Consider the following 14,674-nt stretch of genomic DNA (forward strand, 5'->3'; position numbering starts at 1 on the left):
TAAGAAACCCTAAACTTGGCTCAGCAATCTCAAATGACTATGTGATTTCTCGCATGGCCACTTGTGATGCTGATAATCTTTTTGACTATCAGTCCATACTCACAAGCACCCACACGAATTGCTTGATTCAATTTGTTAAAGAGCGTTTGGTTAAGAGCCTTTCGTCTCAACCGAGGCGCGCATTCTACGCTTTCCTCATTTGCTGTCAAGCGTTTGTTTTGAAGTTTTTCTGAAGCGACTTTCTTTCAAAAGCCTTTCACCTCAACAACTTACCGCTTGCCTCGTTGCGTTCAACGCTGCGAGGAGGCGAATAATACGCGCTTTGAAATCAGAGTCAACACCTTGATCTGAAAAAACTTTCGATCTTCATTTACTGCCCCTCTGGCAACTAAATGCACCCGTCATCGCTCTCTAGAGAAATACCCCGTGGAGCTTAACGGCCATGAGCGATGCGCAAAGCGACAAGACCCCCGGCCTGTCGGCGGACGAGGAACAGGAAGTCAGCCATAACCAGCCCCCGCGGGCGGCCGTGCTGCACGAGATCATCCGCACCCAGGGCGACCAGGAACTGGAGCGCACCCTGGCAGCGCTGTGGTGGTCGGCGCTGGCAGCGGGCCTGACCATGGGCCTTTCTTTCATGGCCATGGGGCTCTTGTATTCCCGCCTGCCAGATGGCGAAAGCGCACAGGTGATCGCCAGCCTGGGCTACAGCGCCGGCTTCCTCGCCGTGATCCTGGCGCGCCAGCAACTGTTTACCGAAAACACCCTGACAGCCGTGCTGCCGGTCATGACCACCCCTACCCTCGCCAACCTTGGCCGCCTGCTAAGGCTGTGGGGCGTGGTGCTGCTGGGTAACCTGGCAGGCACGTTGCTGGTCGCCTGGGTGATGCTCGAGCTGCCGATCTTCGACAGCAAGACCGACGTCGCCTTCCTCGAAGTCGGCCGCAAGGTGATGAAGAACGACCTCAGCCAGATGTTCGCCAAGGGCATCGTCTCGGGCTGGATGATCGCCACCATGGTCTGGATGATCCCCTCCATGGAGCAGGCCAAGATCTGGATCATCCTGATGATCACCTACCTCATGGCACTCGGTGACTTCACCCACATCGTCGTCGGTTCGGTGGAAGTGTCCTATCTGGTGTGGGCCGGCGAGCAGACCTGGCAAAGCTTCTGGCTGCATTTCGCGTTGCCGACCCTGGCCGGCAACATCATCGGTGGCAGCTTCATCTTCGCCTTGATCAGCCACGCCCAGGTACGTAGCGACAGCGGCAAGCCGCCCTCGCAGCTATTAAAGGAGGAAAAACCCGCATCACGCGGACCGGACAAAACCCGCAAGTGACCTTCACTGCCCCGCCAGCGCGCGCTCAGGCCCCCTGCCCCGCTCGCGCGCCGGCCGCGGTTGCCACCAGTTCTGCCCTTCATGGGGCGAGTCGAGGCTCACCCGCTCGCCCATCTGCGGCGTACTCAGGCGTACCTGCGCCGCGCCGGCCAGGGCGACGATGCGCTCGAATGGCTCCTGCCAGCCGTGCAACGACAAGTCGAAGGTGCCGTTGTGAATCGGCAGCATCCAGCGCCCGCGCAGATCCAGGTGCGCCTGCAAGCTCTGCTCCGGCTGCATGTGCACATTGGGCCAGGCCAGGTTGTAGGCACCGGTTTCGACCAGGGTCAGGTCGAACGGCCCGAAGCGCTCGCCGATCTGCCGAAAGCCGTCGAAGTAGCCGGTGTCGCCACTGAAGAACACGCGCAACTGATCATCGATCACAACCCAGGACGCCCACAGGGTCCGGTTGCTGTCGAACAACCCGCGCCCGGAGAAGTGCTGGGCCGGCGTGGCGATGAAACGCACACCTTCCACTTCCGTTTCCTGCCACCAGTCCAGCTGCGTGACCTTGCTCGCCGGCACGCCCCATTCGATCAGCAGATCACCCACCCCCAGCGGTGCCAGAAAGCGCTCGCTGCGTGATGCCAACTGGCGAATGGCCTGTTCGTCAAGGTGATCGAAATGATCGTGGGAGAGAATCACCGCCGCCAGCGCAGGCAGTTCCGCCAACGACAGTGGCGGCGCATGAAAGCGCAGCGGCCCGGCCCACTGCACCGGCGAGGCGCGTTCGGCGAACACCGGGTCGGTGATGAAGAAGCGCCCGCGCAGCTTGAGCAATACTGTTGAATGGCCCAGCCGCCACAGGCTGTGGTCCGGTGCGTCGAGCACCTGCTGGCGGGTCATGGGCTGTACGCTGATCGCCGTCGCCGGCCGGGTTTCCGGCGGTTTGCGCAGGAACAGGTATTTAAGGCCGATGCGCAGCTTTTTAAGCACGCCATCCTGGGGCAGGCTGGCCTGGTTGTGAAAACGTCCATCCCGCTGCGGCGCCGACTCGCCGGCGGGGTTAGCCATGGGCATCATGAGCAGCAGCACTCCAAGCAAGAGGAAAGCCTTCATGTTACTCCACAGTGGTCGTACTAACCGTGAATTGGCTTGTAAGGTCATTTTTCGACGATGAAACACTGTTCAACAATATTCACGCGACTTATGCGATAAACGGCGCTTCAACAGAAGAACGAAAACCATGAAGGACAACCGTAGCGGCAAGGGACTTTCTTTCGTCAGGCGCATCTACCTGCCGCGCATCGTCGGCCTGGGCATTGGCCTGTTCAGCGTGGCCGCCGCTATCGCGCCGCTGTCGCCGCCCCCGTGGGCCTGGGTGCTGCTGCTGTTCAACGGCCTGCTGTGGCCGCATGTGGCCTATCAGTGGGCGGCACGCTCCACGGCGCCTTACCAGGCAGAGCAGCGCAACCTGCTGCTGGACTCGCTGATGGGCGGCTTCTGGACCGCGGCCATGCACTTCAACCCGCTGCCCACGGTCACCGTGCTGTCGATGATGACCATGAACAACGTAGCCGCCGGGGGCAAACGGATGGTCGTGCGCGGCGCCTTGGCGCAACTTGCGGGCATGCTGCTGGCCAGCGCGCTGCTGGGCACCGGCCTGCAATTGACCACCTCGCCGCTGCAGGTCTACGCCTGCCTGCCGATGCTGACCCTCTATCCGCTGGCCCTGGGCTGGGTCTGCTACCGCCTGGCGATCAAGCTCGCCGAGCACAAGCGCCGCCTCAGCGCCCTGAGCCTGACCGACAGCCTCACCGGCCTGCTCAACCACGGCGCCTGGAAAGATGCGCTGCTGTTGCAGTTCCAGACCTGCCAGCAGCAACAGCAGCCCGCCGTGATCGCCCTGATCGACATCGACCATTTCAAGACCATCAACGACACCTTCGGCCACGTGGTCGGCGACTGTGTGCTGCGCCAGTTGAGCGATGAACTCAAGCGCAACCTGCGCGAGAGCGACCTGGCCGGGCGCTACGGCGGCGATGAGTTCTGCGTGATTCTCCCGGGCGCCAGCGAGGCCCAGGCCTGCCAGGCCATGGAACGCCTGCGCCAGCAGGTGGCCAGCTACCGCAACCCGCAGCTTCCGCACCTGAAGATCAGCCTGAGTATCGGCCTGTCGGCCTTCCAGGCAGGCCTGCCATGCCCCGAACGCTGGCTGGAACTGGCCGACCAGGCGCTCTACAGCGCCAAGCGCCAGGGCCGCGACCAGGTCAATTTCGCCACCGGCGAAGGCACGCCGCTCAGGCTCGCCTATCCTGACTGAACCCCTCGCCGATTGACCGACGCGGGGCGGCAGCTCAAGAAGGAGTCGCTCGCGTATGGCCAGGATCGCCGACGTCACGCCCACCAGCCCCACCCCACGTGTTCAGGTCCGGCGCCTGATCGCAGGCTTTTGTGCGGTCTTCGGCCTCGCCTGCCTGGTAACCCTCGGTGCCCTGTTCAACATCGCCGCCACCCTCGACAACCAGGAGCAGGCGCGCAGTGCGTTCCACGCCTCCCAGGCGCTGCAGCAACGCCTGCAGGCCTCACGCCAGTTCCTCTCCAGCTACGCCGTGTGGGACAGCGCCTACCAACACCTGACGCCCCAGGTGGATTGGCAGTGGGCCTACGAGCAGAAGAACATCGGCGAGTCGCTGTACAGCGCCAGCGGCTACGAAGGCGTGTTCGTGGTGGACGACCAGCGCACCAGCTACGCGCTGTTCAAGGGCAAGCCCACCCAGGCCCCGGCCGGCAGTTTTGTCGACAGCCCCCTCCCCGCGATCATTGCCCAGGCCCGTGCAGCAGCCAGCGCACGCGAGCAGGTCACCCATTTCGTGCTGTTCAATGGCTGGCCGGCAGTGCTCAGCGCCGCCGCCGTGCGCCCTGACCGGGAAGTGACCGATGCCGAAGTGAGCCAGGCGCCGGTGATGCTGTTCATCGACCAGCTCACCGAAGAAAAGCTCGGCCAACTGGGTGCCGGCGCAGGCCTTGCGCACATGCATATCGAAAAGAATCGCGGCAACCCCGGTGAACACCAGATCGCCCTGGGCGACAGCGGCTACCACCTGGCCTGGACCAGCCCCCTGCCCGGCCGGCAACTGCTCTGGGCGGTGCTGCCGCCGTTGCTCGGCGCATTGCTGGTACTGGGCCTGGTGATGCTCTACCTGTTCCGCCATGCCCTGCACAGCTCGCGGGCCATCGACCTGAGCCTGGAGCGCCTGCAACAGAGCAACCATGCACTGGAGGCCAGCGAGCAGCGTTTTCGCGCCGTGGCCGAGGCCGCTTCCGACTGGATCTGGGAAACCGACCGGCAGCAGCGGCTGACTTATCTGTCGCAGCGTTTCGTCAAGGTGACCGGCGACCCGGTGGAGGTCTGGCTCGGGCAACCGCTCAACCAACTGCTCAGTTGCGACACCACGCCCCTGTCACCCTGGCTGGACGCCCAGGTCGAGGCCGACTCGGAACAACCGGCCAACCTGCGCTGCGCCTACCGTGACCACAATGGCCAGAGCCGTTTTTGCCGGATCTCGGCACGGGCGATCGTGTACGACGGCAAGCTGGCAGGCTTTCGTGGCACCGCCAGCGACATCACCGACGAAGTGGCAGCCCACGCACGCATCCAACACCTGTCGCTGCACGACCCGCTGACGGGCCTTGCCAACCGCAACAAGCTCGCCCGGCACCTGGAGCAGGCGTTATTGCGCGGTAGCGACTCGGCACCCTTGACCTTGCTGCTGCTCGACCTCGACAACTTCAAGCCGATCAACGATTCCCTTGGGCATCCCGCCGGTGATGCAGTGCTGCAGGAGGTGGCCGCGCGCTTGCGCGATACCACCCGCGATGTCGACCTGGTCGCACGCCTGGGCGGCGACGAATTCGTGCTGGTGCTGGCAGGCGTGGACAACCGCCACGAGGTCGACCGGCTGTGCCAGCGGCTGATCGAGCTGCTGCGACAACCCATCCCCTTCGAGGACCAAGCGCTGCACGTGGGCGCCAGCATCGGCATCGCCCAGACCCGCACCCAGGGCTTTGATGCCGGCGAGCTGATACGCTGCGCCGATATCGCCCTGTACCAGGCCAAGGCCGACGGCAAGAATACCTGGCGCTACTTTGCCGCCGAGATGAACCAGCAGATCCAGTACCGCCGGCAACTGGAAAACGACTTGCGCCGCGCCCTGCGCAACAACGAGTTCGTCCTTCATTACCAACCGCGCTACCGCCTGGGCGACCTGCGCATCGTCTCGGTCGAAGCCCTGCTGCGCTGGCAGCATCCGCAGGAAGGCCTGCTTGGCCCGGACACCTTCATCGCGCTGGCCGAACAGAGCGAGCTGATCGTCAGCCTCGGCCGCTGGGTGCTGCGCGAGGCCTGCCGCAATGCCCAGGGCTGGCCCGGGCAGCTGCTGGTCTCGGTAAACCTGTCGCCGGCACAGTTCCTGCGCAGCGACGTGGTGGCCGATGTGCGTGACATTCTCGTGGAAACCGGCTTCCCCGCCCAACGCCTGGAGCTGGAGATCACCGAAAACGTGATGCTCAACGACATCGAAGGCGCGCTGGCGACCATGCAGGCACTCAAGGAGCTGGGCGTGCGCCTGAACATGGATGATTTCGGCACCGGCTATTCATCGCTCGGTTACCTGCGCACCTACCCGTTCGACAGCATCAAGATCGACAAACGCTTCATTGCCGGGCTGAGCAACGCCGGCAGCAGCGACCGGGCGGTGGTGCAGGCGATCATCAACCTGGGCGAAGCCATGGGCTTGACGGTAACCGCCGAAGGGGTCGAGACCGAACAGCAATTGCGCGCGCTGGAAGGTGACCGCTGCCATGAAGTGCAGGGCTATTACCTGAGCCGGCCGCTGGACAAGGCAGGCTTCGAGCAGTTGCTGGAGCAATTGCCCACATCGCCTGCCGATGCCAGTGCAAGCCGGCGCAGTTGAACCCGGCATTCAACGCAGGGCGCGGTCCGCGACGATCTCCGGCAAGTCACTGCGACGCAGGTAGACGCGCAGCGGCTCGGCGATGTTCAGGCGGTCGTCCACATGCTGCTGCAACAGCAACCCCAGCCGCTCGCGGCACAAGGCCATGCGCTGGCCCTGTTGCGGCCGCCAGACGAATTCGCTGCACGGGGTGATGCTGTCATCCGCCACGTCCATGCCGAACGCGTCCTCGGAAAACCGCACGATGTGGACCCCGCGCTTGCCATGAAAACCGACGAAGCCCTTGAGCTGGTCGGCGGCGCTGCAGATGTCCAGGGAAGTGATGGCCATGACGTAACCTCGCAATAAAGACGGAAGTGACGCACGCCAGGCGGGCAGCGGTTGCCTCTGCTGGGCAACGCGCTCGCCCAGCCTAGCGCAGGTGGCCGTTGTTTCGCCAAGGTTTTTCGTCATCTGCCGGCAGGCCCGCTAGAATGAATGCTGCCCCTCCGTCGCCAATACCGGGACCGTTCATGACAGACGCCATCAGCGCCGATATCAGCGCCGATATCGCTACCATCGCCCGCATCAACGCGGTGCCCGCCATTCTCCAGGTCATCTGTGAAACCACCGGCATGCGTTTTGCCGCCGTGGCACGGGTCACCGAAAACCACTGGGTCGCCTGTGCCGTGCTCGACACCCTGGATTTCGGCCTGGATGCCGGCGGCGAACTCGACGTGGCCACCACGCTGTGCCATGAGATCCGCAGCACCCACCAGACCATCGTGATCGACAAGGCCAGCGAGGACAAACAGTACTGCGGCCATCACACCCCCAAGCTGTATCGCTTCGAAAGCTACATTTCAGTGCCGGTGTTTCGCACCGATGGCAGCTTTTTCGGCACCATCTGTGCGCTCGACCCTATCCCGGCGGCGCTCAAGGGCAGCGCGATCCAGCCGATGATGGAGTCGTTCGCCCGCCTGCTGGCGATCCAGATCGAGAGCGAGGAAAACGCCCAGCGCACCGAGCGGGCGCTGCTTCAGGAACGGGCCATGGCCGAACTGCGCGAGCAGTTCATTGCCGTGCTCGGCCACGACCTGCGCAACCCGCTGTTCGCCATCACCGCAGGGGCCGAACTGCTGGCCCAGCGCCTGGAGGACGAGAAGAACCGCGTCATCGCCCAGCACATCCACACCTGCGGCCGGCGTGCCTCACAGCTGGTGCGTGACGTGCTGGACTTCGCCCGTGGCCGGCTCGGCACCGGCATCCCGTTGAACCAGCAGCCCTGCCCTGACCTGGCCGAAGGCCTCAGGCATGTGGCCTCGGAGCTGCAAGGGGTGCATCCGCTGCGCCAGATCGTGCTCGACATCGGCGTGCTCGGCGACCTGCGTTGCGACCGCGAACGGGTCACCCAGCTGCTGTCCAACCTCATTGCCAATGCCCTGGTGCATGGCGACCCGCATGGGCCGGTGACGGTCAAGGCCGCCATCGCCGACGATGAGTTCGTGCTCAGCGTGCACAACCGCGGGCGCCCGATTGCCGCACAGACCCTGAGCCAGCTGTTCCAGCCCTTCACCCGGCCATTGGCCGACGAGCCGCAGCAAGGCCTGGGGCTGGGGCTGTACATCGCCAACCAGATTGCCCTCTCCCATGGCGGGCGCATGGAGGTGGTGTCCGACGCCCTGCAAGGCACCTTGTTCAGCTTCCACCTGCCGCTGGGTCGACCTGAGTTGCAAGCAGCCCCGCCAGCCAGTTCATGAAGGCCTGCACCCGGCGCGGCACATGCCGTTGCCGGGCGTACAGCAACGACACCGGCATGGCCTCGGCCTGCCAGGCTGGCAGCACCGCCACCAGTTCACCCCGCAGCAAGTGCTCCGCCACCCCCACCGCCGGCACCTGGATCAACCCCAGCCCCGCCAGGCAGGCCGCCGAATAGGCCTCGGCATTGTTCACCGTTACCCCGCCCGCCATGGCCTGGTAGTGCACCTGGCCTGCGTGCTGGTATTCAAAACCTGCACTGCGCCCGCCGAGGTTGCGCACGTAGTGCACCAGGCGGTGCCCGGCCAGGTCCTCGAGGCGCTGCGGCACGCCATGGCGGGCCAGGTAGGCGGGGCTGGCGCAATTGCACATGCTCAACTGGCCGATCGGCCGCGCCACCACGTCCAGGTCGCTGAGCGCGCCGATGCGCATCACACAGTCGAAACCTTCGCGCAGCAGGTCGACCTGACGGTCGGTGCAGCTGATCTCCACTTCCAGGCGCGGGAAGCGCTCCAGAAAGTGCGGCAAGGCCGGGATGATGACGCGCCGCGCCATCATGGTCGGCATGTCGACCCGCAGGCAGCCGGCAAGCTCGGCATCGTCGGCGCGGAACAGGTTTTCGATCTCGTCCATGCCCGACAACAGGTCCTTGCTGCGCTCGTACAGCAACGCGCCATCCTGGGTTGCCTGCATGCGCCGCGTGGTGCGGTTGAACAGGCGTGTGCCAAGCATCTGCTCGAGGGCCCTGACCTGCTCCGACACCGTCGAACGCGGCAGGCCCAGGCTTTCGGCCGCCAAGGTGAAACTGCTCACTTCACTCACCCGGACGAAGGTGCGCAACAACTCCAACTTGTTCATACCGGCTTCCGATTGTTCGGTTAATGCGAACAGTATTTCCATATTTGCTGGATTTAACAGCCCATGCGCGACCAATAACCTGTTTCCCATCCACCCCAATGAGGAAACCGCCATGACCCGCAAGATTGCTCTGATCACCGGCGCCAGCCGCGGCCTGGGCCGCAACGCCGCCGAACACCTGGCCGCACGCGGCATCGACATCATCGGCACCTACCACAGCCAGGCCGACGAAGCCCACGCCTTGGCCGAGCGCCTGCAACAGGCCGGGGCAAAGGCGGCGATGCTGCAACTGGACGTCGGCGACAGCAGCAGCTTCGCAGCCTTCGCCGAGCGCCTGGGCGAAACCCTGCGCAGCCAGTTTGGCCGCGAGCGTTTCGACTTCCTGGTGAACAACGCCGGCATCGGCCTCAACGCGCCATTCAGCGAAACCAGCGAGGCGCAGTTCGACCAGTTGCTGAACATCCACCTCAAGGGGCCGTTCTTCCTCACCCAGCGCATGCTGGCGCTGCTGGAGGATGGCGGGCGCATCGTCAACATTTCCTCGGGCCTTGCGCGCTTTTCGTTGCCGGGCCACGCGGCCTACGCCGCCATGAAGGGCGCGATGGAGGTGCTGACCCGCTACCAGGCCAGGGAGCTGGGCGCCCGTGGCATCCGCGTCAACATTCTCGCCCCGGGGGCGATCGAGACCGATTTCAGCGGCGGCGCGGTGCGCGACAACCCGCAGCTCAATGACTACGTCGCCGGGAACACGGCCCTGGGCCGCGCCGGCCTGCCGGATGACATCGGTGCGGCGATCGCCCTGTTGCTGGAGGAAGGCAACGGCTGGATCACCGGGCAGCGGCTGGAGGTTTCCGGGGGCATGTTCCTGTGAATGCCTGGGGGCCGCCGTGCGGCCCCTTGGCCCTTACCGGTCGACGATGTCTTCATGGACCTGGACGCTGGCCGTCATCCCGGCACTGAGGTTCACGCCCTGGGGGATCTCGTCCAGCTTGATCCGCACCGGGATGCGCTGCGCCAGCCGCACCCAGTTGAAGGTCGGCTCGACCTCCGGCAACAGCTGGCTGTCGGGGTTGCTGTTGCGGTCGGTGATGCCGCGGCTGATGCTCTGCACATGCCCTTGCATCGCCTCCCCCGCGCCCATCAGCCAGACCTTCACCGAGTCGCCCACGCGAATGCGCGGCAGCTTGGTCTCTTCGAAATAGGCCTGGATATAGAAGGTCGAATCATCCACCAGGGCCATCACGGCCTGGCCGGTGTTCACATAGTTGCCCTGGGCCAGGCGCAGGTTGGTGATATGCCCGTCGCGCGGGGCGCGCACTTCGCTGCGCGCCAGGTTGATTTTCGCCACCTGCAACTGGGCTTGGGCTTCATGCAGCTCGCCACGGGCGATAGCCGCGTTGATCTGGGCGTTTTCCCGCAGCTCGGCGCTGATGGCCTCCGGGCCCAGCGCCGTGCGCCGCGCCGCTTCGCGTTCGCGCAGGTGCAACTGCTGGGTGCGCGTCTCGGCCACGGCGCTGGCCTGGTCGAAGGCCGCCTGGAAGCGCTCGCGGTCGATGGTCATCAGCAGCTCGCCAGCCTTGACCTGCTGGTTGTCCTGCACCTTGAGCTCGCGCACCCAGCCGGACACATCGGGGGCGATCACCACCACATCGGCGCGCACCCGGGCATCCCGTGTCCACGGGGTGAGCATGTAGTACTGCCAGAGCTGGTAGCCGGCCAGAACGGCGATGGCGACCACGCAAAGGGTCACCAGGGTACGGACGACAGCACGCATCGAATCACTCCTTACAAAGGCCCCAGCAGGCGAACCACCAGGTACAACACACACACGAACATGGCCGCATCGAACAAGGCTTCATGCCAGATCCAGCGCGCCAGCGGGGTGGCCTGGACCACCAGGCGCAAGGCGCCGGTGAGCACCAGGGCCATCAACACGTAGATTAGAAAAGGGCTGAGCAGCACGCCGCCCAAGGCCCATTCACGCAAGCCCATGGGCTTCCTCCTGCCAGCGGCACCATTTACGCCAACTTTTCTGCAACTGCAGCACGGCGCCTTCGGCCAGGCGCAACGGGTCACTGGACGGCAGGCGCTGCAGCGCGGCGATGAACTGCTCGCTGGCGGCATCCAGGCGCTCGCCGCGCCCGGCAGCCGGCCCTTGGGCCAGCACCGCTTGCAATTGCTCCAGATACTGCCGCTCAGCCGCGCCCAGCGGCGCCTGGGCCACCGCCAGGCACATGCGCAGGTGCACCAGCTCATCGCCGATATCCAGGCCATGCAGGCCATCGTCCCAGCGCTTGCGCTCGGCCTCGGGCAATTCGTTGGCCTGACGGGCAAGCTGCATCAGGCGGTCGGCCATGCGCCCGCCAAACCAGGTATCGGCGCCGCGCAGGTCACGCCGGGTCAGGCGTACCAGGTCACTTTGCGTTGCGGCCCGCAGTCGGCGGCCGAGCCAGGCCGGGTGACGAAACACCAGCAAGCGGAACGCCAGCACCGCGGCGCTCACCCCCACCAGCATGGCCAAGGCGCTGTTGAGCATGCTCGCCACGCCAAACTGCATGGCATTGAGCGGCGCCACCAGGACGATGCAATGCAGGCAATAGGAAGTGGCCGTAGCGCCGGTACGCGGATGCGCCATGCCCAGCGCCCCGAGAAACAGCGGCACGCCCAGGCCCAGGCAGAGCATGGCGAAGCTGCTCCACTGCGGCAGGATGATTTGCCCGACCAGAAACGCCACCGGGATCGCCAGCAAGATGCCGCGCAAGAAACTCAGGCCGATCTGCGCGCCGTTTTCACGGCTGGCGAACAAGCTGCAGACCACGCACGTCAACACCAGGCCACCCGGTGCCGAAGGCCAGGCGGTGGCCAGCCAGAAGCTGCTCATGACCAGGAACGCCAGGGCACTGCGCGAGCCGAACAGCAGCGCCAGCGACCAATCGCGGTGCGCGGCCAGGCCCTGGCCGTCCGCCTTGGGCGTGCGCCCGGCCTCGACATCGTCCAGCGCCTGGGTGGCGGCCATGGCGTAGTCGAGCAGCAAGGCCATGCGGGCCAGGCAGAAGTGCTCGGCCGAGCTGATCTGCTCGGCGTGGGCGGCATCCCAGATGCGCTGGCGCAACAGCAGCAGGGTGGGTTGGTCTGGGTTGGCCAACCCGGCGCGCACTTCTTCCATCCAGGGGCCAAGGGCAATGGCTTGCTGCTCATCGAGCTGGCGCCATTGCCGGCGCACCGAGCGTGAAATGCGCAGCAACACCATCAGTTTCTGGCTCAGCCCGCGAATCGCCCTGGCCCGCTGGCGCCCGCGCGGCCCCTCGAACCAGGCATGTTCGCGCTGGGTATCGATGGCAACGATACGCCCGAGAATCTCCAGCAACCCTTTGCGCGCCTCATCCTCGCCGCCGAGCATGGCGCTGGCCGCCTGCAGGCCGTTCTGCCAGGCCTGGCGCGCCTGCACGGCAAGCTGCTGCTCGACGCGCATGGGCCAGAGCAAGGCGCTGGTGGCGGTGGCGCAGAAAATGCCCAGGCAGATTTCGGTACAGCGCGCCACGGCCTGGTCGAACACCTGCAGCGGGTGGTCGATCGCCGGCAGGGCGATGATGGCGGCGGTGTAGCCGGCCAGCACGAAGGCATAGGCCCAGGCGCTGCGCAGTTGCGTGGAAGCGGCCGTGCACAGCGCCAGCCACAGCGCCAGGGCAATCAGGAACAGCCAGGGGGTCTGGGCGAACAGGCCAATGAACACCACCGACATGAAGGTGCCGACCAGCGTCCCGGCCAGCCGAGCCAGGCCCTTCTGCACCACCATCCCGGACAGCGGCTGGGCGACGATGAACGCGGTCATCAAGGCCCAGGCCGGCTGCTCCAGCCCCCAGCGCATCGCCAGCCACAAGGCCAGGCCGCCGCCGAGCAAGGTCTTGATGGCGAACTTGAGGGCCAGGCGGGTGGGTGCGAACAGGGCCTGTAGGGTGATGGGCACGAATCGGACCTTGCGGGGGGATGGTTGAGGTAAACGATAGACAACGCAGCGCAGGATAATGCCGAAACGATTAATTAGCTAGCTAATCATCTTTGTAGGGCGGAAGTTGGCGCAGCAAATCGCAGGCAAAAAAATAGGCGACCGAAGTCGCCCTAAATGCCTTGCGTGCTCGTGTATCGGGAAGGTCAGCGCGGCTTGCGCTTGTTCGAGTCCTTCCAGATGAAAATGCCCAGACCGGCAAAGAAGGCGAACATCAACCCGACCGTTACCACACCCGCGATAACCACATTGTCGAAGAACATGTCATGGGCCTCCTGATTCGTTTGCCGTTGTCCGATGGATGCAAGGTAACGAATGCCGGGGCGGGGGAAATTGATCGAGGTCAATGCTGCCCGGGACCGGGCAGGCGAGGCGGGCGCAGGGTTGACCTGCGTCAAGTTTCAGCGCTTCTTGGGCTTGCCCTTGGGCTTTTTCTTCTTCGCCTTGCCCAGCGGCATGGCTTGCTCGAACGCCTGGCGCACTTCGTTCAGGCGTTTTTCCTTGAGGTCGTGGACGCGCTTGGCGCGTTCGGCATCGAAGTCGATGAGGTTGTCTTGGCTCATGGGCAGGCTCGACGGTCAACAGAGACGTGCATGATGAAGCCAGGCGCCGGCCATGGCCAGCCCTGGCTCAGACTTCGATGTCGACCAGCAGCCCCTGGCGTGGGTGCTCGCCCATCAGCGGGGCCACCGGCACGGTGTTGTCGGCGTTGACTTCATCACCGGGCAGCGCGCTGTAGCGCTCTTCATCGCCCTTGCTGTTGCGCCGTTGCTGGCGGCGCTGCTCGTCACGCAACAACAGCGCCTGCTCTTGCGGGTCGCGCTGGTGCTTGAGGTCGATGGCGCTTTCGCCGGACGAGGGCTGCGCGGGGACCACCGGCTTGATGTCAGGGGTCGGCTTGACCGGGTCCTGTTGCGAGGTCACGGGTGCGGCACTGAGCGGAATGATCGGCGGCAGCATGAATGTTCTCCTGTGCCCACTGTATCGGCCAGCCAGCCACCACCTTGAGCAGCGCCAGGCGAGAATGTGCGGCCGGTCACGGCCGCACCCTGCCTGTATGGACAGCGATTATTCGGCTTCGTCGTCCGGGTCGTCGTCGACCGGCGGGCTGGCCTCGCTCCAGGGGCGCTTGTAGACCTGCTGCCAGACGGCGTCCATGTGGTCACGCAAAACCTGCGGGGCGTTTTTCAGCGATGCGCTGTCTTCACGCTCGCCGCCCACCGGCTCTTCGCCCGCCGGGGTGATCAGCGACTGGCCGGTGATGGTGTAGCTGGCCTGGCCTTCGCGCATCTCGATGGCGATGTCGTGGGGGTCGATGCCGCCGCCGCAGAACGAATGGCTGGCCACCGTCACTTCGGCGACGCCATCCTTGTTCAGGTCGCTGACATCACTGACGTCGGTATAGAAGTCGACATCCAGGTCCAGGCCGGAGCAGGTGGTTTCCTGCTCGATCTGCCAGCGCGCCTTGAACGCGTCGCTGGCCGCGCCGCGCCCGTACAAGGTGGCCTTGAGCACCACCTTGTCCACTTCCTGCTCGGACTCGGCATCCACCGCCTGGCCGTCGCTGCGGCTGAGCACCAGCAGGCCCTCGCCGTCGCGGTCGCGAAAATGCACGCTCTTGATCGGCGTCTGCACACCCAGCACTTCGAGCTGCTCGACGGGAATCGGCGGCAAGGTTTCGAAATTTTTCTGATCACAGGCGCTGAGCAGCAGCACGCTGCCCAGGGCCATGGAGGCGTTCAACCAGCGGTGCTTGAGCGGCATGTGAGTACGAAGCCC

15 protein-coding genes and 1 pseudogene are annotated in these 14,674 nt (G+C 64.9%); 6 read left to right on the forward strand and 10 right to left on the reverse strand.

The annotated features are described in order from the left end of the window. Positions 1 to 233, forward strand: a pseudogene (locus ACIPG5_RS24745) (hypothetical protein); the annotation flags it as partial. Between the two features lie 209 nt (positions 234 to 442). After that, positions 443 to 1,339, forward strand: coding sequence for a formate/nitrite transporter family protein (locus ACIPG5_RS24750; protein ID WP_176511545.1), 897 nt, complete (start codon positions 443 to 445; stop codon positions 1,337 to 1,339). A 3-nt stretch (positions 1,340 to 1,342) separates the two neighbouring features. On the opposite strand, the gene ACIPG5_RS24755 is transcribed toward ACIPG5_RS24750, so the two are convergent. Further along, positions 1,343 to 2,437 carry an MBL fold metallo-hydrolase gene (locus ACIPG5_RS24755; RefSeq protein WP_401378660.1) on the reverse strand — a complete coding sequence of 365 codons (1,095 nt, stop codon included), beginning with the start codon at positions 2,435 to 2,437 and terminating at the stop codon, positions 1,343 to 1,345. A 127-nt stretch (positions 2,438 to 2,564) separates the two neighbouring features. Here ACIPG5_RS24755 and ACIPG5_RS24760 point away from each other — a divergent pair, with 127 nt between their 5' ends. After that, positions 2,565 to 3,641 carry a diguanylate cyclase gene (locus ACIPG5_RS24760; protein WP_401378662.1) on the forward strand — a complete coding sequence of 359 codons (1,077 nt, stop codon included), beginning with the start codon at positions 2,565 to 2,567 and terminating at the stop codon, positions 3,639 to 3,641. 55 nt (positions 3,642 to 3,696) lie between these two features. Next, entirely contained in the window at positions 3,697 to 6,294 is a 2,598-nt protein-coding gene (locus tag ACIPG5_RS24765) for an EAL domain-containing protein (RefSeq protein WP_401378664.1), read from the forward strand. A gap of 9 nt (positions 6,295 to 6,303) precedes the next feature. Here ACIPG5_RS24765 and ACIPG5_RS24770 read toward each other — a convergent pair whose 3' ends face one another. Beyond that, a complete protein-coding gene (locus ACIPG5_RS24770) occupies positions 6,304 to 6,624 on the reverse strand; it encodes a DUF2025 family protein (protein ID WP_176511541.1) in 321 nt (106 codons plus the stop codon). 182 nt (positions 6,625 to 6,806) lie between these two features. Here ACIPG5_RS24770 and ACIPG5_RS24775 point away from each other — a divergent pair, with 182 nt between their 5' ends. Continuing rightward, entirely contained in the window at positions 6,807 to 8,033 is a 1,227-nt protein-coding gene (locus ACIPG5_RS24775) for an ATP-binding protein (RefSeq protein WP_401378666.1), read from the forward strand. Here ACIPG5_RS24775 and ACIPG5_RS24780 read toward each other — a convergent pair. Beyond that, positions 7,972 to 8,889 carry a LysR substrate-binding domain-containing protein gene (locus tag ACIPG5_RS24780; RefSeq protein ID WP_401378668.1) on the reverse strand — a complete coding sequence of 306 codons (918 nt, stop codon included), beginning with the start codon at positions 8,887 to 8,889 and terminating at the stop codon, positions 7,972 to 7,974. The genes ACIPG5_RS24775 and ACIPG5_RS24780 overlap by 62 nt on opposite strands. Before the next feature lie 112 nt (positions 8,890 to 9,001). On the opposite strand from ACIPG5_RS24780, the gene ACIPG5_RS24785 reads away from it, so the two are divergent. Next, a complete protein-coding gene (locus tag ACIPG5_RS24785) occupies positions 9,002 to 9,760 on the forward strand; it encodes an SDR family NAD(P)-dependent oxidoreductase (RefSeq protein WP_401378669.1) in 759 nt (252 codons plus the stop codon). A 33-nt stretch (positions 9,761 to 9,793) separates the two neighbouring features. Here the strand turns inward: ACIPG5_RS24785 and ACIPG5_RS24790 are convergent, their stop codons facing one another. The 7 genes from ACIPG5_RS24790 to ACIPG5_RS24820 all read right to left on the reverse strand — a co-directional run bounded on the left by ACIPG5_RS24790 (position 9,794) and on the right by ACIPG5_RS24820 (position 14,659). After that, entirely contained in the window at positions 9,794 to 10,663 is an 870-nt protein-coding gene (locus tag ACIPG5_RS24790; RefSeq protein WP_176511537.1) for an HlyD family secretion protein, read from the reverse strand. An 11-nt stretch (positions 10,664 to 10,674) separates the two neighbouring features. After that, entirely contained in the window at positions 10,675 to 10,881 is a 207-nt protein-coding gene (locus ACIPG5_RS24795; RefSeq protein WP_176511536.1) for a DUF1656 domain-containing protein, read from the reverse strand. Continuing rightward, positions 10,868 to 12,856, reverse strand: a complete 1,989-nt coding sequence (locus ACIPG5_RS24800) for an FUSC family protein (protein ID WP_401378671.1) — start codon at positions 12,854 to 12,856, stop codon at positions 10,868 to 10,870. The genes ACIPG5_RS24795 and ACIPG5_RS24800 overlap by 14 nt, the downstream gene beginning before the upstream one ends. 185 nt (positions 12,857 to 13,041) lie before the next feature. Further along, on the reverse strand, positions 13,042 to 13,158 hold the full coding sequence (ccoM, locus tag ACIPG5_RS24805; RefSeq protein WP_008097462.1) for a cytochrome c oxidase subunit CcoM: 117 nt from the start codon (positions 13,156 to 13,158) through the stop codon (positions 13,042 to 13,044). A 138-nt stretch (positions 13,159 to 13,296) separates the two neighbouring features. Next, a complete protein-coding gene (locus ACIPG5_RS24810; RefSeq protein ID WP_008097464.1) occupies positions 13,297 to 13,458 on the reverse strand; it encodes a hypothetical protein in 162 nt (53 codons plus the stop codon). A 67-nt stretch (positions 13,459 to 13,525) separates the two neighbouring features. Further along, the gene (locus ACIPG5_RS24815; protein ID WP_176511534.1) at positions 13,526 to 13,855 is read right to left on the reverse strand and encodes an aspartate-semialdehyde dehydrogenase; all 330 of its coding nucleotides are present in this window, start codon (positions 13,853 to 13,855) and stop codon (positions 13,526 to 13,528) included. Positions 13,856 to 13,963: 108 nt separating this feature from the next. After that, positions 13,964 to 14,659, reverse strand: a complete 696-nt coding sequence (locus ACIPG5_RS24820; protein ID WP_176511533.1) for a M949_RS01915 family surface polysaccharide biosynthesis protein — start codon at positions 14,657 to 14,659, stop codon at positions 13,964 to 13,966. Positions 14,660 to 14,674: the final 15 nt, after the last annotated feature.

The sequence above is a fragment of the Pseudomonas sp. NPDC087029 genome (assembly GCF_044745345.1).
GTDB lineage: Bacteria > Pseudomonadota > Gammaproteobacteria > Pseudomonadales > Pseudomonadaceae > Aquipseudomonas > Aquipseudomonas faucium.

Coding starts and splice junctions, on each gene's coding strand:
- ACIPG5_RS24750 (WP_176511545.1), top strand. CDS start 443: ATGAGCGATGCGCAAAGCGACAAGACCCCCGGCCTGTCGGCGGACGAG.
- ACIPG5_RS24755 (WP_401378660.1), bottom strand. CDS start 2,437: ATGAAGGCTTTCCTCTTGCTTGGAGTGCTGCTGCTCATGATGCCCATG.
- ACIPG5_RS24760 (WP_401378662.1), top strand. CDS start 2,565: ATGAAGGACAACCGTAGCGGCAAGGGACTTTCTTTCGTCAGGCGCATC.
- ACIPG5_RS24765 (WP_401378664.1), top strand. CDS start 3,697: ATGGCCAGGATCGCCGACGTCACGCCCACCAGCCCCACCCCACGTGTT.
- ACIPG5_RS24770 (WP_176511541.1), bottom strand. CDS start 6,624: ATGGCCATCACTTCCCTGGACATCTGCAGCGCCGCCGACCAGCTCAAG.
- ACIPG5_RS24775 (WP_401378666.1), top strand. CDS start 6,807: ATGACAGACGCCATCAGCGCCGATATCAGCGCCGATATCGCTACCATC.
- ACIPG5_RS24780 (WP_401378668.1), bottom strand. CDS start 8,889: ATGAACAAGTTGGAGTTGTTGCGCACCTTCGTCCGGGTGAGTGAAGTG.
- ACIPG5_RS24785 (WP_401378669.1), top strand. CDS start 9,002: ATGACCCGCAAGATTGCTCTGATCACCGGCGCCAGCCGCGGCCTGGGC.
- ACIPG5_RS24790 (WP_176511537.1), bottom strand. CDS start 10,663: ATGCGTGCTGTCGTCCGTACCCTGGTGACCCTTTGCGTGGTCGCCATC.
- ACIPG5_RS24795 (WP_176511536.1), bottom strand. CDS start 10,881: ATGGGCTTGCGTGAATGGGCCTTGGGCGGCGTGCTGCTCAGCCCTTTT.
- ccoM (WP_008097462.1), bottom strand. CDS start 13,158: ATGTTCTTCGACAATGTGGTTATCGCGGGTGTGGTAACGGTCGGGTTG.
- ACIPG5_RS24810 (WP_008097464.1), bottom strand. CDS start 13,458: ATGAGCCAAGACAACCTCATCGACTTCGATGCCGAACGCGCCAAGCGC.
- ACIPG5_RS24815 (WP_176511534.1), bottom strand. CDS start 13,855: ATGCTGCCGCCGATCATTCCGCTCAGTGCCGCACCCGTGACCTCGCAA.
- ACIPG5_RS24820 (WP_176511533.1), bottom strand. CDS start 14,659: ATGCCGCTCAAGCACCGCTGGTTGAACGCCTCCATGGCCCTGGGCAGC.